The sequence below is a fragment of the Pseudomonas sp. genome (assembly GCF_051660785.1).
In the GTDB taxonomy this organism is placed as follows: domain Bacteria; phylum Pseudomonadota; class Gammaproteobacteria; order Pseudomonadales; family Pseudomonadaceae; genus Aquipseudomonas.
In genome coordinates, this window is sequence record NZ_JBOFQE010000109.1 from 12570 (window position 1) to 30921 (window position 18352).

15 protein-coding genes and 1 pseudogene are annotated in these 18352 nt (G+C 61.0%); 6 read left to right on the forward strand and 10 right to left on the reverse strand.

The features are described from left to right. Positions 1-13: 13 nt before the first annotated feature. The 4 genes from ACRC4F_RS30030 (at position 14) to ACRC4F_RS30045 (ending at position 5808) form a co-directional block, all read left to right on the forward strand. Positions 14-1822 carry a sensor histidine kinase gene (locus ACRC4F_RS30030; protein WP_438662561.1) on the forward strand — a complete coding sequence of 603 codons (1809 nt, stop codon included), beginning with the start codon at positions 14-16 and terminating at the stop codon, positions 1820-1822. Next, positions 1816-3147, forward strand: a complete 1332-nt coding sequence (locus ACRC4F_RS30035) for a sigma-54-dependent transcriptional regulator (RefSeq protein ID WP_438662562.1) — start codon at positions 1816-1818, stop codon at positions 3145-3147. Before ACRC4F_RS30030 ends, ACRC4F_RS30035 begins: the two co-directional genes overlap by 7 nt. 472 nt (positions 3148-3619) lie before the next feature. Then, positions 3620-4939 carry an MFS transporter gene (locus ACRC4F_RS30040; RefSeq protein ID WP_438662563.1) on the forward strand — a complete coding sequence of 440 codons (1320 nt, stop codon included), beginning with the start codon at positions 3620-3622 and terminating at the stop codon, positions 4937-4939. Between the two features lie 239 nt (positions 4940-5178). Continuing rightward, positions 5179-5808 (forward strand): flavin reductase family protein, encoded by a 630-nt coding sequence (locus tag ACRC4F_RS30045; protein WP_438662564.1) that lies wholly within the window; start codon positions 5179-5181, stop codon positions 5806-5808. Here the strand turns inward: ACRC4F_RS30045 and ACRC4F_RS30050 are convergent, their stop codons facing one another. After that, positions 5809-6039 (reverse strand): hypothetical protein, encoded by a 231-nt coding sequence (locus tag ACRC4F_RS30050; protein ID WP_438662565.1) that lies wholly within the window; start codon positions 6037-6039, stop codon positions 5809-5811. Positions 6040-6080: 41 nt separating this feature from the next. Next, complete coding sequence (locus ACRC4F_RS30055) at positions 6081-6434, reverse strand: putative quinol monooxygenase (protein WP_438662566.1); 354 nt, start codon at positions 6432-6434, stop codon at positions 6081-6083. 335 nt (positions 6435-6769) lie between these two features. Here ACRC4F_RS30055 and ACRC4F_RS30060 point away from each other — a divergent pair, with 335 nt between their 5' ends. Continuing rightward, entirely contained in the window at positions 6770-7699 is a 930-nt protein-coding gene (locus ACRC4F_RS30060) for an AraC family transcriptional regulator (RefSeq protein WP_438662567.1), read from the forward strand. A gap of 152 nt (positions 7700-7851) precedes the next feature. Here the strand turns inward: ACRC4F_RS30060 and ACRC4F_RS30065 are convergent, their stop codons facing one another. The 6 genes from ACRC4F_RS30065 to ACRC4F_RS30090 form a co-directional block, all read right to left on the reverse strand. Further along, the gene (locus tag ACRC4F_RS30065; RefSeq protein WP_438662568.1) at positions 7852-8907 is read right to left on the reverse strand and encodes an ABC transporter ATP-binding protein; all 1056 of its coding nucleotides are present in this window, start codon (positions 8905-8907) and stop codon (positions 7852-7854) included. Between the two features lie 16 nt (positions 8908-8923). Continuing rightward, on the reverse strand, positions 8924-9772 hold the full coding sequence (locus ACRC4F_RS30070) for an ABC transporter permease (protein WP_094470951.1): 849 nt from the start codon (positions 9770-9772) through the stop codon (positions 8924-8926). Next, positions 9769-10677: an ABC transporter permease gene (locus ACRC4F_RS30075; protein ID WP_438662569.1), complete on the reverse strand. Its 909-nt coding sequence runs from the start codon at positions 10675-10677 to the stop codon at positions 9769-9771. Before ACRC4F_RS30075 ends, ACRC4F_RS30070 begins: the two co-directional genes overlap by 4 nt. Before the next feature lie 193 nt (positions 10678-10870). Then, positions 10871-11974: an ABC transporter substrate-binding protein gene (locus ACRC4F_RS30080; RefSeq protein ID WP_438662570.1), complete on the reverse strand. Its 1104-nt coding sequence runs from the start codon at positions 11972-11974 to the stop codon at positions 10871-10873. A gap of 217 nt (positions 11975-12191) precedes the next feature. Then, positions 12192-13640, reverse strand: coding sequence for an aldehyde dehydrogenase family protein (locus ACRC4F_RS30085; RefSeq protein ID WP_438662571.1), 1449 nt, complete (start codon positions 13638-13640; stop codon positions 12192-12194). Then, a complete protein-coding gene (locus ACRC4F_RS30090; protein WP_438662572.1) occupies positions 13637-15274 on the reverse strand; it encodes a 5-guanidino-2-oxopentanoate decarboxylase in 1638 nt (545 codons plus the stop codon). Before ACRC4F_RS30090 ends, ACRC4F_RS30085 begins: the two co-directional genes overlap by 4 nt. Before the next feature lie 159 nt (positions 15275-15433). On the opposite strand from ACRC4F_RS30090, the gene ACRC4F_RS30095 reads away from it, so the two are divergent. After that, positions 15434-16315, forward strand: coding sequence for a LysR substrate-binding domain-containing protein (locus ACRC4F_RS30095; protein WP_438662573.1), 882 nt, complete (start codon positions 15434-15436; stop codon positions 16313-16315). Positions 16316-16530: 215 nt separating this feature from the next. Here the strand turns inward: ACRC4F_RS30095 and ACRC4F_RS30100 are convergent, their stop codons facing one another. Together ACRC4F_RS30100 and ACRC4F_RS30105 are read right to left on the reverse strand one after the other, a co-directional pair. Continuing rightward, the gene (locus ACRC4F_RS30100; protein WP_438662574.1) at positions 16531-17145 is read right to left on the reverse strand and encodes an NAD(P)-dependent oxidoreductase; all 615 of its coding nucleotides are present in this window, start codon (positions 17143-17145) and stop codon (positions 16531-16533) included. Positions 17146-17389: 244 nt separating this feature from the next. Beyond that, positions 17390-18278 (reverse strand): annotated as a pseudogene (locus ACRC4F_RS30105) (MBL fold metallo-hydrolase). Between the last annotated feature and the right edge of the window lie 74 nt (positions 18279-18352).

Genomic DNA, 18352 nt, shown 5'->3' on the forward strand with positions numbered 1-18352 from the left:
CCGGGGCGACGTCATGTTATGGTGCGCGCCCCTATTGCTGATTGTTTCAGACACCATGTTTGCTCGTTCGCGCATGTTACGCCTGACGCTGTATACCTTGCTCATCGTTACCGGTGCCGTACTGGCGGCCGGTTTGGCCCTGCGTCACACCGAACGCCAGGCACTGGTCGAAGACGCCGCGCGTGCCAATCAGCAATTGGCGCTCTATGCCAATTCCCTGCACACCCTGATCGATCGCTACCGTGCCCTCCCCGCCGTGCTGGCGCTGGACCCGGAGCTGCGCGCCGCGCTCAATGGCCCGGTCACCGCTGATCAGCAGAACGCACTGAATCGCAAACTGGAAAAAATCAACGGTGCCGCCCAGTCCTCGACCCTGGAACTGCTCGACCGCACCGGCCTCGCTGTGGCCGCGAGCAATTGGCGTTTGCCCAGCAGTTACGTTGGGCACAACTACGGCTTTCGCCCCTACTTCAGCCAGACCCGCACCCAGGGCACCGGACGTTTTTATGCGGTGGGGGTGACCAGCGGGATTCCGGGGTATTTCCTGTCCAGCGCGGTGACCAGCGACAGCGGCGAGTTCCTCGGCGCAATGGTGGTGAAACTCGAATTTCCGGAACTGGAACGTGAATGGCGCCAGGGCAGCGACACGCTGCTGGTCAGCGATGCACGCGGGATCATCTTCATCGCCAACCAGCCGGGCTGGCGCTATCGCCTGTTGAAACCGCTGAGTGACAGCGATAACGCCGAGCTCAAGGTCACCCGTCAGTACGACAAACAACCGCTGACAGCGCTGGACTATCAATCGCTGCAACGCTTTGACGATAACAGCGATCTGACCCGCGTCGTCGGTCCCGACGGCACGGCCAATTACCTGTGGGAATCCCTGCCGCTGACCACGGAAGGCTGGACCTTGCACCTGCTGCGCCGTCCGCAAGTCGCCTTCGAGGACAGCCGCAACGCCGCGCTCGCCGCTGCCGGGTTGTGGCTGGCGCTGGTATTTCTGTTGCTGTTCCTCAACCAGCGCTGGCGCCTGGCGAAGATGCGCCAGCGCAGTCGTGAAGAACTCGAACAACTGGTGGAAGAGCGCACCCGCGACCTGCGCACCGCTCAGGACGGTCTGGTGCAGTCGGCCAAACTCGCGGCCCTCGGCCAGATGTCTGCCGCCCTCGCCCATGAAATCAATCAGCCGCTGACCGCCCAGCGCATGCAGCTGGCGACGCTGAGGCTACTGCTCGATCACGGCCGGGTCGATGATGCTTACAAAGCGTTGAAACCGGTGGATGACATGCTGACGCGCATGGCCGCCCTCACCGGCCACCTGAAAACCTTTGCGCGCAAAAGCCCCAGTGGCTTGCGTGAACGCCTGGACCTGGCGGCAGTGGTTGACCAATCGCTGCAATTGCTCGACGCGCGCCTGCGTGATGAGCAGGTCAGCACCGTGCTGCACCTGACGCGTCCGGCGTGGGTGCGCGGCGATGCGATTAGACTGGAACAGGTGTTGATCAATCTGCTGCGCAATGCGCTGGATGCGATGCAGGACAAACCCTGCAAACGCCTGGAAATCCGCCTCGAAGCCGACGAGCAACTCTGGCGCCTGACCGTCACCGACAACGGTGGCGGCATCGCCGAAGAACACCTGCCGAACGTCTTCGATCCTTTCTTCACCACCAAACCGGTGGGTGATGGCCTGGGCCTTGGCCTGGCCGTATCCTTTGCCATCGTTCACGAATCGGGCGGTCGCCTGAGCGCCGACAATCACGCCAACGGCGCCGTCTTCACGGTGACCTTGCCCATCGACCTGGAGGCTCCCGGCCCATGCTGAATTCCGTGATGGTGGTCGATGACGAAAGCAGCATTCGCAGCGCCGTTGAACAATGGCTGAGCCTGTCGGGTTTCGAGGTGCAGCTGTTCAGCCGCGCCGAGGAATGCCTGGCGCAATTGCCCGGTCACTTCCCGGGCGTGATCCTCAGCGACGTGCGCATGCCCGGCATGACCGGCCTTGAGTTGCTGGCCGAAGTTCAGCGGCGCGATGCCGACTTGCCGGTGATTCTGCTGACCGGCCACGGCGATGTGCCAATGGCGGTCGAAGCGATGCGCGATGGCGCCTATGACTTCCTCGAAAAACCTTTCAGCCCGGAAACCCTGCTGAGCAGTCTGCGCCGGGCCCTGGACAAGCGCCGGCTGGTGCTGGAAAACCGCGCCTTGCATGATCTCGCGGACAACCGCGCCAAACTCGACGCGACGCTGCTGGGCGTGTCCCGTGGTCTGCAGACATTGCGCCGGCAGGTGCTGGACCTGGCGGCGTTGCCGGTCAACGTGTTGATCCGCGGTGAAACCGGCAGCGGCAAAGAGCTGGTCGCCCGCTGCCTGCACGACTTCGGGCCGCGCGCCGACAAGCCGTTTGTGGCATTGAACTGCGCGGCGATTCCCGAGCAGCTGTTCGAAGCCGAGCTGTTCGGCCACGAGAGCGGCGCGTTCACCGGCGCTACGGGCAAGCGGATCGGCAAGCTTGAATACGCCGATGGCGGCACGCTGTTTCTCGATGAAATCGAAAGCATGCCGCTGGCCCAGCAGGTGAAATTGCTGCGGGTGTTGCAGGAGCAGAAGCTTGAGCGACTGGGCTCCAACCAGAGCATCCGCGTGGACTTGCGCATCATCGCCGCGACCAAACCGGATCTGCTGGATGAGGCACGGGCCGGACGGTTTCGCGAGGATCTGGCGTACCGTTTGAATGTGGCCGAGTTGCGCCTGCCGCCGTTGCGTGAGCGGCGTGAAGACATTCCGTTGCTGTTCGAGTCGTTCGCGCAAAATGCCGCCGAGCGCCTGGGCCGGACCTTTCCACCGCTGAGCGGCCCGCAGCTGAGCCATTTGCTGAGCCACGACTGGCCGGGCAATGTGCGTGAACTGGCGAACGTTGCCGAGCGGCAAGTGCTGGGGCTGGGTGAGACTGTACCCGCGGGCATCGATCCCGGGCAGTCACTGGCGGCGCAGGCGGAAGCGTTCGAAGCGCAATGCCTGCGCTCGGCGTTGACCCGGCATAAGGGCGATGTGAAAGCGGTGCTTGAAGAACTGCAACTGCCGCGCCGGACCTTCAATGAAAAGATGCAGCGGCATGGGTTGAGTCGGGAGATGTTTTTGGGGGAGTAATGTTCAGCCGTGAAATCCACCCCTCACCCCAGCCCTCTCCCCATGGGGGAGAGGGGGAAAGGGAGCAGATCTGTTTTGTTTTCAAACCTGAGTCCGACTCGATTTTTCAGGTCGATGTACCTCCAAGAGCACCTCGGTCAGTCCCCTCTACCCCCTGGGGAGAGGGGAAAGGGAGCGATCTTCATGCTTTTCAAAACCTGAGTTCGACTCGATTGTTCAGGTCGATGTACCTCCAAGAACACCTCGGTCAATCCCCTCGCCCCCCTGGGGAGAGGGTTAGGGTGAGGGGTGGCCCTCCCTGAATAAGCGGATTTCCGCTCACGCTCCCGCCATTCATAAGCAAACATCCGCTCACAAAATCCCGTCCCCCCCTCTAAACCGGCCCTCCTCCCCTTGGCACACCTCCTGCTATAGCCCAGTCAGGCTGCGTTTCAACGCGCTCCACAAAAACAATTAAACGAAGGATCCTTCAATGGATAACTCCAACGCCCTGCCCCTTGGGTCGGCTGCCGTGCCGGCTAAAGAAAGAACCACTGCCAGTCGCATCAAGTCGATCTTCAGCGGCTCTGTCGGCAACATGGTCGAGTGGTACGACTGGTACGTCTACGCCGCCTTCTCCCTGTACTTCGCCAAGGCCTTTTTCCCGAAAGGCGACACCACCGCCCAACTGCTGAACACCGCCGCGATCTTCGCCGTGGGCTTCCTGATGCGCCCGATCGGTGGCTGGCTGATGGGCCTCTATGCGGACAAGGCCGGTCGCAAAAAAGCACTGATGGCTTCGGTGTACCTGATGTGCTTCGGCTCGCTGCTGATTGCCCTGAGCCCGGGTTATGAAACCATCGGCATAGGCGCGCCGATCCTGCTGATTTTCGCCCGCCTGCTGCAAGGCCTGTCGGTCGGTGGCGAGTACGGCACTTCGGCAACGTACCTCAGCGAAATGGCGACCAAGGACCGTCGCGGTTTCTACTCCAGCTTTCAGTACGTGACCCTGATCTCCGGTCAGCTCATCGCCTTGGCGGTGTTGATCGTGCTGCAACAAGTCCTGACCACCGAAGAGCTGTACGCCTGGGGCTGGCGCATCCCGTTCGCCATCGGCGCACTGTGTGCCGTGGTCGCGCTGTACCTGCGTCGTGGCATGGAAGAAACCGAGTCGTTCACCAAGAAAGAGAAGGCCAAGGAAAGCGCGATGCGCACCTTGATGCGCCATCCAAAAGAGCTGATGACCGTGGTCGGCCTGACCATGGGCGGCACCCTGGCGTTCTACACCTACACCACGTACATGCAGAAATACCTGGTGAACACCGTCGGCATGAGCATCTCCGACTCCACCACTATTTCCGCTGCCACGCTGTTCCTGTTCATGTGCCTGCAACCGATCATCGGCGGGCTGTCGGATAAAGTCGGCCGTCGTCCGATCCTGATTGCCTTCGGCATCCTCGGGACGCTGTTCACCGTACCGATCCTGACCACTCTGCACACGATCCAGAGCTGGTGGGGCGCGTTCTTCCTGATCATGGCCGCCCTGATCATCGTCAGCGGCTACACCTCGATCAACGCCGTAGTGAAGGCCGAGCTGTTCCCGACCGAAATTCGTGCACTGGGCGTTGGCCTGCCGTACGCGCTGACCGTGTCGATCTTCGGCGGCACCGCTGAATACATCGCGCTGTGGTTCAAGAGCATTGGCATGGAAACCGGTTACTACTGGTATGTGACCGCCTGTATTGCGGTGTCGTTGCTGGTGTACATCACCATGAAAGACACCCGCAAGCATTCGCGGATCGAGACGGACTAAACCCGTCAGCAAAAAATGGGGCAGATCTTAGCGGTTCTGCCCCTTTTTTATTGAATAGACATAGCCCCCCTGTGGGAGCGAGCCTGCTCGCGATAGCGGTGTATCAGCAACAAATGGGCTGACTGACACATCGCTATCGCGAGCAGGCTCGCTCCCACATTTGGACCGCATCGCTGGAAATTATCTGTTCGTCCCAGCACTATGAGCGCCCACGAATAAAGCTTCTGGAACCCGCGCCCATGCCCGACGACATCCACTTCTACGAACCCGCCAATGGCCACGGCTTGCCGCATGACCCGTTCAACGCCATCGTCGGCCCTCGCCCCATCGGCTGGATTTCCTCCCAGGACACCAATGGCCGCTTGAACCTGGCGCCTTACAGCTTCTTCAATGCCTTCAACTACATTCCGCCGATCATCGGTTTCTCCAGCGTCGGCCGTAAAGACAGCCTGAACAACATCGAACAGACCGGCGAATTCGCCTGGAACCTGGCCACGCGTCCGCTGGCCGAGCAGATGAACCAGAGCTGCGCCATGGTCGCACCCGAAGTCAACGAGTTCGAACTGTCCGGATTGACCCCGGTCGCGTCGAAAATCATTCAAGTGCCACGGGTGGCCGAAAGCCCGGTGTCCTTCGAGTGCAAGGTCACGCAGATCATTCAGTTGCAGCGGGCGGACGGGAACGTGGTGCCGAGCTGGCTGATCCTCGGCGAAGTGGTCGCCGTGCATATCGCCAAGTGGCTGTTGAAGGATGGGGTATACGACACCGCCGCGGCAGAACCGATTCTGCGCGGCGGCGGGCCAGCGGATTATTTTCAGCTGGGGCCAGAGGCATTGTTCAAGATGTTCCGCCCGGGGGCGGTCAGGTGATTACCAGATCAGCTCGCCGTCTTCGCCCACGCCTTTGAGGCGGGTCAGTTCCAGCGCGGCAGCCTCGTCCGCTTCTTTGGCGGTCTTGAAGGTCTGGTCTTCCAGCAATTTGTTGAAGCGCGGTGCGCCGGAGCCGCCGATTGGTTTGGTGGCAATCGCAGCGTAGTAGCCGCCTTCGCGGGGCACTACAGCGGATACGGCTTCGAAGGTTTCAAAGGCTTTACGTCCCATGTCGCGGATCCTGGCTGATTGAGAATGGAGCCATTAAACCCTCAACCCGCCATTTTGTGTACCCACGAGCCGGGCTGCCTCTTCGCCTGGTCGGCCGACACGTCCTTGAAGGTATGAAAATCCAGGCTGTTGACTACCAGCTCCTGCACCAGCTCGGCGAAAATCTGCATGGCCGGGGTGCCAAAGTAAGCGGTCATCGCTTGCTGGTGCGTCCAGAAACCGGACACCAGCCACAACTCCGGATCACATTGCGAATGCTGCAGGGAAAAACTCAGGCAACCCGGCGCGCTGCGGGACGGCTCGATCAAGGCGCTCAGGCGCGCACCGAGTTCCGCCGAACGCCCGGCGCGGGCACGGACAAAAGCCATATGACTGACGGGGATCTGCGTAGACATGTTCAACCCTCCCAGGTAGTCCGGTTGCAGCCGTGGGACGGGCTGCGACAGGATCAAAGGTTAAGCGCGCAGGGGGAAGCGTGGTTAGTCGATTCCTGCCGGCTTGTTGCACAATCCTGCGCGGCGTTTCGATAAACCTGTAACAACCTGTAAATGCCCTCGCAGCGATGAAACACGGCTTTCAAGCAAGTTTTCCCTGGAGGGTGCAGGCATAGAGGCACCGCTGATCCACTCAATGCAGAATCAGGCAAGCTTGAGGCAGGATGTGTCTACCGCTGCGTCTTGCACAAACTTAAGCTGGCCTCATTACCCACCCCTCAGCGAGGATGCCCGGCATGTCGTCGTTCGATCACTTTCAAGCCCCGCTGGATGCCGACATGGAGAAGCAGCGCGCGGAACTGGCCGCCATCATCCGTCGCAACACCACGGACGATGGCACTTATGCCACTGCCGTCGGTTCGCTGTTCATGTCCAAACACAGCAAGTCCCACGACTTTGCCCCGGTGCTGGCGCAACCGGCCCTGTGCATCATGGCGCAAGGGCGCAAAGAGGTGCGGCTGGCGGATGAGTACTTCAATTACGACCCGCTGAATTACCTGGTCGTCTCGGTCTCGATGCCGTTGAGCGGGCGCGTGGTGAATGTCACGTCTGAGGAACCGATCCTCGCGGTGCGGCTGGACATCGACCCGGCGGAAATCACCGCGTTGATTGCCGACGCCGGCCCATTGGGCGTACCGACCCGACCGACCGGACGCGGCTTGTATGTCGAACGGATCGACACCGCAATGCTCGACGCGGTGTTGCGTCTGGCGCGTTTGCTGGATACCCCGAAAGACATCGCCATGCTCGCGCCGCTGATTCGTCGGGAGATTCTGTATCGGTTGTTGCGCAGCCAGCAGGGGCATCGACTCTATGAGATTGCCATCGCCAATAGCCAAAGCCACCGTATCAGCCAGGCGATCAAGTGGCTTAACGGCAATTATGAGCAACCGCTGCGCATCGATGACCTGGCGAAAGAAGTGAACCTGAGCGTGTCGACGTTGCATCACCGCTTCAAGGCGATGACAGCGATGAGTCCGTTGCAGTATCAAAAGCAGCTGCGCTTGCAGGAAGCACGGCGGTTGATGCTGGCCGAGGGGCTGGAAGCTTCGGCGGCGGGGTATCGGGTGGGGTATGAGAGTCCTTCGCAGTTCAGCCGGGAATATAGCCGGTTGTTTGGGGCACCGCCGTTGAGGGATTTGGCGCGGTTGCGGTTGAGTGTCTGATTCAGTATTGAGGGTGTAACTGATTGCCTCATCGCTGGCAGGCCAGCTCCCACAGGGATTGTGGGTGATCACACAATCAAGTGAACACCGATGTAACCTGTGGGAGCTGGCCTGCCAGCGATGAGGCCAGCAAGGCCAACATCAAATCTGAATCAGGCGCCGAGTACTCGGCAAGCCTCGGCCGGAAGGGTCACCGACACCGGATTGCCAATGCTCAACCCAAACCCCTGACACGGCGTACTCAGCGCGGTAAACGACACACCGGAACACTCCACCGTCGTTTCAATCGTCGCGCCGATATCGCGCACAAACGTCACCGTACCGAGTAGCCGGTTCCCCGCCGTCGCCTGCGGGTGCGACAGTTGCAGGTCTTCAGGACGAATCAGCATTTTCACTTTCTCACCCACCACAATGCTGCTGCAGATCGGCACTTCCAGCGCATCGCCACCCGGCAATCCCACCTTGCCGTTGCCCAGCGCCGTGGCCGGGAAGATGTTGCCCGAGCCGATAAAGTCCGCGACAAATTCGTTGGCCGGGTGCCGGTAGATTTCAATCGGCGTGCCCACTTGCTGTACCCGATGTTCGCCCAACACAACGACGATATCGGCCATGGTCATGGCTTCACGCTGGTCGTGGGTCACCATGATCGTGGTGATGTTCAGGCGCTGTTGCAGCTGGCGGATTTCCACCTGCATCGACTCGCGCAGCTTGGCGTCGAGCGCCGACAGCGGTTCATCCAGCAGGAGGATTTTCGGGTGGTTGGCAATCGCCCGGGCAATCGCCACGCGCTGGCGTTGACCGCCGGAGAGTTTGGCCACCGGACGATCAATCATCTCGCTCAGCTGGATCAGCTCCAGCAACTCCACCACCCGCGCCTGCTGGTCAGCCTTGCTGACGCCGCGCAGTTTCAGCGGGTAGGCGATGTTCTCCCCCACCGTCATGTGCGGAAACAGCGCCAGCGACTGGAACACCATGCCGAAATTGCGTTGATGCGCCGGGGTGTGGCCGATGTCTTCACCGTCCAGGCGAATCTCGCCGCCGCTCAGGGTTTCAAGCCCGGCGATCATCCGCAACAAAGTGGTTTTGCCGCAGCCCGACGGGCCGAGGAAACACACCAGTTTGCCTTCCGGCAAATGCAGGTTCACATCCTTTACCGCGCAGGCCGAGCCGTAATGTTTCTCGACGTTTTCCAGAATCAGACCAGTCATAAATCACCTCAAGAAATCAGAACGAAACGCCACCTTCACCGACTAGCTTCTCCAACGCCCAGATCAGGACGAAGTCGATCAGCACGATCAGCACGGCAAACGAAAATACGGTGGGGTCGAGCGATGACACGGTGCGGCTGTACATCCAGATCGGCACGGTCATGACATCGATGGTGTAGAGGAAATAGGTCACAGTGAATTCGTTGAACGAGACGATGAACGCCAGCAGCATCCCCGCCAGAATCCCCGATTTCATCAACGGCACCACCACATCGATAATCGCCCGCAGCGGTGAAGCGCCGAGCATTTGCGCGGCCTCTTCGACTTCGCTGCCGATGGACAGCATCGCCGCCGTGCAGTTCTTCACCACGAACGGCAAGGCCAGGATCACGTGGGCAATCACCAGCCGTGAGGTGGTCATCTGGAACGGCAGGCTGTCGAACACCAGCAGCAACGCCAGGCCCAACACCACCATCGGAAACACTAACGGCAGCGACATCAATTGCAGCGCCACGGCTTTGCCACGGAATTCGCAACGGGTCAGCGCGTAGGCCGCCGGCACCGCGACAATGGTGGCGAAGACCATGGTCAGGCACGCCACCATCAGGCTGGTGGTCATGGCTTTGCCCAGGCTCAGCACATCGCTGGAATCCGGCGACACGAAGGTGTGCCAGGCGGCCTTGTACCATTGCAGGCTGTAGCTGCTCGGCGGGAAGTCGAGGTTCGACGCACCGCTGAACGACATGACGATCATGGTCAGGATCGGCAACACCGCCAGCAGCAGGATGAAGCCTGAGAGGATGCCGGCGAACTTGCCGGTCTCGCCGGGCAGCAGGCCATAACGCTTTTTGGTCAACGTGCTCATTGGGAAGCCTCCAGCATGCGCCGACGACGGCCAGTGATGAATTCGGACAAGGTCATGATCGCGAGCGTGGTGACAATCAGCACCACACCGGCAGCGGACGCGGCAGGCCAGTTCATCAGCGGGGCGATCTGGTCATGCACCATCACCGCCAGCATCGGCACGCGCCGGCCACCGAGCAGCAACGGCACCACAAAACTGCTGGCGTTGTAGGCGAACACCAAGGTCGCGCCGGTGATAATCCCCGGCATGCTCATCGGCAACACCACCTGACGGAACACCTGAAAGCGACTCGCGCCCAGGGTGGCGGCGGCTTCTTCATAGGTGCGCGCAACGCCGCGCATGGCGCTGGCAATCGGCAGCACGGCCAACGGGAACGCGGTTTGCACCAGGCCCATCAGTACGCCGTTCTGGTTGTACAGCAGCATGATCGGGCGCTTGATCAAACCCAGGCCCATCAGCGCCTGATTGAGCATCCCGCCCGGGCCGAGGATCACCAGCCAGCCGTAGCTTTGCAGCAGCAGGTTGACCAGCAACGGCAACAGCACGGCGGCGAGGAAGATCCGGCGCACAAATGGCGAGGTCAGGCGCGACATGGTGTACGCCACCGGGATCGCCAGCACCACCGCGATCACCGCGCTGATCAGCGCCAGGCGCAGGGTCAGCAGCAAGGATTTGAGGTAATAGGGTTCGAGCAATTGGGCGTAACTGGCCAGGCTGAACCCGGTCCATTCCGCGCCTTTGGTGCCCACGCTCATGCGCAGCACCAGCAGACTGGCGGCAATCAGCACGCCCAGAAACAGCATCGACGGCGTGAGGAAAAACCAGGCACGCGCCGTCGGCGAAACACCCCGGCTGGCGCGCAGTGGAGCGGCGGCGACCGGATGAGTCAGAGGTTGGTGTTCCATAGCAAGGGTCTCGTCAATGGAAAGCAGCTGGCAAACACAATTCTCAAAATCACCTTGGCCCCTTGTGGGAGCTAGCCTGCTAGCGATAGTGATCCGTCAGTCGACATCAATGCTGAATGTCAGACCGCAATCGCTAGCAGGCTAGCTCCCACAGGGGTTCGCAGTGTTCTGAAGACTTGTGTTCGCCACTCGATCAGGAAGAAAAGATTTCCGTGTAACGACGAATCCATTGGTCATGCACGGAGGCCAGGAAGGCGTTGTCGTGCATGATCGCTTTCTCGGCAATCTGCTCCGGCGTGAGGATGTACGGGCTCTTGCGCGCTTCGGCGGAGATGATCGCCTTGGCGTTGACCGGGCCGTTGTAGATGTCTTCGGCCATCTTGCCCTGCACCAGCGGGTCCAGAGAGTGGTTGATGAAGGCGTAGACCAGATCGGTATCGCCCGGACGATTCTTCGGCATCACCGACAGCATCAGGTCCGTGTAGAAACCTTCCTTCATGCCAAACGTGGCGCCCAGGCCGTAGGCCGGATCGCGGATCTGTTTCGGGAAGAAGGCCGGCGCGTACAGGCCGCCCATGTCCAGGGAACCGGTGCGGAACAGTTCGGCGATCTGGTTCGGGTTTTCGCCCAGGGTCACCACGCGATCTTTCAGCTCGGCGAGTTTCTTGAAGCCCGGCTCGATGTTGTGCTCGTCACCACCGGCCAGTTTGGCGGCGATGATGATCAGGTCCATGGCCTCGGTCCAGTTCGGCGGCGGCAGGAAGATGTTCGGCGACAGCTCGGCGTCCCACAGGGCGGCGTAGCTGGTTGGCGCTTCCTTGATGGTGCGGGTGCTGTAGACGAGGCTGTTGCACCACAGCAGGTAACCGATGCCGTGGCCATTGGCGCCGGTGCGGTATTTCTCCGGCACATCGACCAGGTTGGGGATGCGGTTGAGGTCGGGTTTTTCCAGCAGGTTGGCGGCGGCCAGACCTTCGGCGCCGACGCCGGCCAGGGTGATGATGTCGTACTGCGGACGATCGCCGGCGGCCTTGAGTTTGGCGACCATTTCCGAGGTGCTGCCGGTGCGGTCAGCGATGACCTTGCAGCCGTACTTGTCTTCGAAGGTGGCCGCGATGTTGCGCAATGCAGCGAGGCCGGTGTCATCGGACCAGGTCAGCAGGCGCAGGGTCTTGCCCTGGAAGCGCGTGTCGCTGGCATTGGCCTTGACGAAGGGCAAGCTCATGGCCGCCGCTGCCACCGAGGCCACGCCCACGGTTTTGATGAATTGACGTCTGTTCAGATCATGCTCGCCCATTACGGACTCCCTTTGTTTTTGTAGGTATAAGGCAGGTCGAAACTGTTGCATCCGCGCGGCCGGACCAGCGTTATCCCTCGTATTTTCGGGGGCTTGGCTGAACCAGCGAGTTCATCCTGAGGTCGTGCAAAACACCTGACTATCGATAAAAATTCATTGAAGCCATGACGTCAGCGCATGCCTCGTCGCGAGGCATGCGCTGACCTTTTTCGTGCCTTCAGACGGCGCGAATCACGTGTTTGATTTCCTGGAAAGCCTGCAAGCCCCACGGCCCCAATTCGCGACCGATGCTGCTCTGTTTGTAGCCACCCCAGGCGGTCTGCGGGAAGATCACCTGCGGCGCGTTGATCCACACCAGCCCCGCCTGCAAGGCGTTGGCGACCCGATCGGCCGCCTCGGCGTCGCGTGTCACCACGCTGGCGACCAGACCGAACTGGCTGTCGTTGGCCAGGGCAATCGCCTCGGCTTCAGAGGCGAAACTGCGCACGCAGATCACCGGCCCGAAAATCTCTTCACACCACAGCGCACTGTCGAGGGGCACTTCAGTGAATATCGTCGGCTGCAAAAAATAACCACGGGACAGGTCTGCGGGACGATTGCCGCCGCAGATCAACTTGGCGCCTGCGCTCAGACCGCGATCGATGTGGCCCAGCACACGCTGGTATTGCGCCTGATTGACCAATGCGCCCATTTCCACGTTCGGGTCGAACGGATCGGCCACGCGAATGGATTCGGCACGAATTTTCAGCTTCGATAAAAACTCATCCGCCAGTTCATCGGCGACCAGCACGCGGCTGGTGGCCGAACACATCTGCCCGGCGTTGAAGAAACCGCCGCCACAGGCCACTTCCACGGCCAGTTCGATGTCGGCGTCCTTGAGCACCAGCAGCGAGGATTTGCCGCCCAGTTCAAGGCTCACGCCTTTGACGGTTTCCGCTGCGCGTTGCATGACCTGCACACCGACCGCATTGCTGCCAGTGAAGGAGATTTTGGCGATACGCGGGTCGGCCGACAGCGGCGCGCCGACGGCCAGACCGGTGCCGCACACCAGGTTGAACACCCCGGCAGGCAAGCCGGCTTCAGCGATGATCGCCGCCAGTTCCAGCTCTGGAAGCGGCGTGACTTCGGAAGGTTTGAGCACCACGCAGCAACCGGCGGCCAGGGCCGGGGCAAGTTTCCAGGCAGTGGTGACCATCGGGAAATTCCACGGCACGATCAGACCGACCACGCCGCACGGCTCACGGCGCACGCGAGCGCTGAAGTCGTCGGTGGGCAGCTCGACATTGCTGTCTTGCTTCGCGTCGAGGCCTTCGGCCAGACCGGCGTAGTACTCGAACGTCGCGATCACGTCATCAACGTCGATGGCCGCTTCGAACAGCGGCTTGCCGTTGTTGCTCGATTGCAGCTTCATCAAGTGATCACGACCGGCCTGCACACCCGCGGCGATTCTACGCAGGATTGCGCCACGTTCGGTGCCGGTGGTTTTCGACCAGTCGCCGAACGCCTGGGTAGCGGCAGTGACGGCTTGATCGACGGCTTTTTCATCGCCGCCATTCACGGTGGTCAACAGGGCTTCAGTAGCCGGGTTGATCACGCGCAGATGTTCATTGCCGGCCGACCATTGACCGTTGATGTAGAGGCCGTCCAGAGTAGTAGGGAAGCTCATTTCGACACCGCCTTCATCCACTGGGTCTGATCGATTTCAATCAGGGTCGGGCCCTGGCGATCAGCGGCAGTACGCAGTGCACTGCGCAGCTGCTCGACACCGTTGACCGCTTCGGCCGCGCAGCCCAGCGCCTTGGCCACGCCGATGAAGTCCGGGGTGTAGATGTCCACGCCCACCGGCTCGATGGCGCGGTTGACCATGTATTTCTTGATCTCTTCGTAGCCCTGGTTATTCCACAGCAGCACGATCACCGGGGTGCGCGCTTCAACGGCGCTGGCCAGTTCCGGCAGGGTGAATTGCAGGCCGCCGTCACCGATCAGGCACACCACTGGAGGACGCGCGCCACCCTCAACGCTGCCGCCGAGCCAGGCGCCAATCGCCGCCGGCAAGGCGTAACCGAGGGTGCCGTAACCGGTGGACGAGTTGAACCAGCGACGCGGGCGTTCCGGGTTGAAGGTCAGGTTGCCGGTGTACACCGGTTGGGTCGAATCGCCGACGAAGACTGCGTCCGGCAATTCATGCAAAACGGTTTCGAGGAAACGGGTCTGGGCCAGGGTCGGGGCGTCCCAGGTGGCGGCGAGGTCTTCGCGCAGACGGGCAGCGCGAACCTGGCCCCAATCGTTGCGGCGCTCGGCTAGCGAGTGCTTGGACAACTCGCTCAGCAAGGCTTGCGCGGCGTTGCGCGAGTCAGCCACGAGGGCGACTTTTGGTGGGTAATTGCGCACGGTCTGATCGGGGTCGATATCGACGCGCAGCAGCACGCCGGGAATCTCGAAACCGCCGGCGAAGGTGACGTCGTAATCGGTCTCGGCCAGTTCGGTGCCGATGGCCAATACCACGTCGGCCTCGGCCACCAAGGCGCGAGTCGCGACCAGGCTTTGGGTCGAGCCGATCAGCAACGGATGACTGGATTCGAGCATGCCTTTGGCATTGATGGTCAGGGCCACTGGCGCGTCGAGCAGTTCGGCCAACTCGGTCAACTCGGCGGCTGCATCGATGGCACCGCCACCGGCCAGAATCAGTGGGCGCTTGGCACCGGCCAGCAGCGTGGTCATGCGGCTGATCGCACTCGGCGAAGCACCGGCGCGGTCGATGTTCACCGGGAGACTGGCGAGCAAGTCGTCGGCCTCTTCAACCAGCACGTCCAACGGAATTTCGATATGGACTGGACGCGGACGACCGGCCTGGAACAAGGCGAAAGCGCGGGCCAATACACCCGGCAATTCGGCCGCCGACATCAGGGTGTGGGAGAACGCCGCCACGCCGCCGACCAGTGCGCTCTGGTTCGGCAGCTCGTGGAGCTTGCCGCGACCGCCGCCCAACTGGCTGCGCGATTGCACGCTGGAGATCACCAGCATCGGGATCGAGTCGGCATACGCCTGGCCCATGGCGGTGGTGATGTTGGTCATGCCAGGGCCGGTGATGATGAAGCACACACCCGGTTTGCCGCTGGTGCGCGCATAACCGTCGGCCATGAAACCGGCGCCCTGTTCGTGACGCGGCGTCACGTGGTTGATGCTCGAACGGGCCAGCCCGCGATACAGCTCCACGGTATGAACCCCGGGAATGCCGAACACCTGCTCGACCCCGTAATCTTCGAGTAACTTGACCAATACTTCGCCGCACGTCGCCATGTCTTTGCCCTTTTTGTTCGTTTGAGACGCCGGGCCTGCGCAGTGTTTATGATGCGTGGGCAGGTCCAGGGATGGCCTCATTGGAACGGGCGACACATAGCCGCAACAATGGATAAAAAGTCATACTAGCCATGTCCTCACGTCATACCTTGGATCCCAATGAAACGATTGCCTCCCCTGCCGGCGCTGCACACTTTTCTGATCACCGCGCAGTGCTGCAACTTCACCCGGGCCGCCGAACAGCTGTACATCACCCAGGGCGCGGTGAGTCGGCAGATCGCCGGGCTGGAAGAACATCTAGGTTATGAACTGTTCATCCGCCAGGCTCGCGGCCTCGACTTGACCGCCGAAGGGCGCGAATGGCTGCCACGGGTCCAGCAGATTTTCGGCTTGATCGACGAGGCGGTTGAGCAGATCGGCGAGAAGCGCAAAACCCTGCAACTCAAGGCACCCACGTGCGTGATGCGCTGGTTGTTGCCGCGTTTGATGCAGTGGCAGAGGGAGCGCCCGGATGTGCCGGTGGAATTGACCACCACGGTGAAACACGGGGTGGATTTTCATCGCGAGCAGTTCGATGCGGCGGTGATCTATGGCATCCCGCCGGAGACGTCACTGGCGTCCCATCGGCTGTTCGATGAGCAACTGACGCCGGTCTGCTCCCGGCCGTATCTCGAAGGGCCGGTGCCGTTGCAGGCGCCGGAGGATCTGGAACAACACATGCTGTTGCACCCGACCCGCGACGAACGCGACTGGAAAGCCTGGCTGGCCAGCGCCGATGTTCGTTTGAGCAATGTCGGCAAGGGTCAGCATTTCGAAACCCTGGACCTGGCGATGTCGATGGCGTCCCAGGGGACCGGCGTGGCCATTGGGGATTGGTCGTTGATTGGCGATGACCTGAGCGCCGGACGGCTGGTCATGCCGTTTGAATTGAAGGTGAAGACGGGGTTGGCGTACTACCTGGTGTTCCCGGAAAAACCGGGGCCTTCGCCGAAATTGCGTGAATTGATGGGGTGGTTGGTGGAGCAGGCTCGGGCGCGGTGAATGTGTGTGGTGTGTCAATTACATCCACCCCTCACCCTAACCCTCCCGAAACGTCGGACCGCCCCAGAGGGGCGAGGGGACTGACCGAGGTGCTTGGGGTATCTAATGCGACCTGCGACTCCGAGTCGAACTCAGGTTTTGAAAGGCTTGAAGATCGGCTCCCTTTCCCCCTCTCCCCTTTGGGGAGAGGGCTGGGGTGAGGGGTGGTTTTCAGCCTAATACCCAACTGCAAACCGCTGCCGAGAATGCTTCGGCGCTTCCACTTCATCCAACATCGCAATCGCATAATCAGCAAAAGTGATCCAGCTGCGCCCTGCACGGCTCACCAGCAAATCATCCTTACCAACCCGAAACGAACCCGTGCGCTCACCTTCGACAAACTCTGCCGACGGTGACAGAAAGGTCCAGTCCAGATCCTGTTCCTGACGCAGGTTCTCCAGAAACAAAGCACCGGCACTGGCCTCAACTTTGTACTCCTGCGGGAAGCCCTTGCTGTCGATGACGCGAGTGCCATCCGGCAGCAACAACGAACCGGCACCGCCCACCACCAGCAGACGTTTCACCCCGGCCTTTTTCACCGGCCCGATGACAGCGCTGGCAGGCAGGGTCGCGAAGTGCGCCGCACTGATCACCACGTCATGGCCTTCGACGGCGGCTTGCAATGCTTCGGCATCCAGAGCATCGACATTCTTGGCGACCACCCCGGCACGCGGGGAAATCTTCGAGGTGTCACGAGCAATAGCCGTGACGCTATGACCACGACGCAGGGCTTCGTCCAACAGTTGGCTGCCGGCACGACCGGTGGCACCGATGATTGCGATTTTGCTCATGACGTTCTCCAGTTGGCTTGAGTGATCAATGCAAATTTGCTTGGTAAAAGGGCTTTTGTGGTGAAGGGACTTATCTGTGGTTAGGGGATTTATCTGCGGTGAAGGGATTTCTGTGGCGAGGGGATTTATCCCCGTTCGGCTGCGAAGCAGTCGTCAAAGCTTGGGACTGCTGCGCAATCCAACGGGGATAAATCCCCTCGCCACAAAAACTCCATAGCCACAGGTATCCTGCGGTTACATCAACTCACTCACCCCACTTCATCTCGCCCTTGGCGACTTTCGCGCTCAGCTCCAGCGAGCTCACTTCGCCCACTGCCGGGAAGCGTTTTTTCATCGCGGCGATCAGCGCGGCTGAATCCTTGGCCTTGGCGGTTTCTTCGTCGAAGGCTTTGATGTAATCGGCGGTGAACTGCACAGCGGCCAGCGAACGGGCGCTCTCACCCAGGTAATGCCCCGGCACGATGGTTTTCGGTTTCAGGGTTTCGATGGAGTGCAGCGTAGCCAACCAGTCGGCGTGGGACTGCGCGGTTTGCGTATCAGCCATCCACACGTGAATGTTCTCTGCGACGACCACACCACCGACGACTGCCTTGATCGACGGGATCCACACAAAGGTCCGGTCCGGCTGCTTGCCGTCCAGGCCCACCACCTGCAATTTCTGCCCTTCGAGCATCAGGCTGTCGCCCTTGAGCACGCCGGGCACGATTGTTTTAGCCGGCACGTCGGTGCCCATTTTTGGGCCCCAGAACGCCAGTTTGCCGTCGACGGTGTGCTTGATGTGATCAACGGTGGGCTGCGAGGCCAGCACCTTGGCGTTCGGGAACGCGGCGGTCAGGGTGTCGAGGCCGAAGTAGTAATCCGGGTCACCGTGGCTGATGTAAATGGTGGTCAGTTGCTTACCACTGGCGCGGATCTTCTCGACCACTTGTTCGGCCTGGGATTTGCCGAACTGCGCGTCCACCAGAATCGCTTCTTTCTCACCGCTGACCAGAACCGAGGTCACCGGGAAGATCGCTTTGTCACCCGGGTTATACACGTCCAGGGTCAGGGTCGATGCCGCCGCGGCGTGGGCTGCGAAGCCGAGGGTGGCGGTGGCCAGCAAAAATGCGCTTGAGAGAGGTGAAGCCGATCATCTGTTGCTCCGTGGTCTGAATGCCGTGTCTGGCGATGGGGACAGAGCTTAGTTGCCTGACTCAGTAAAAAAAAT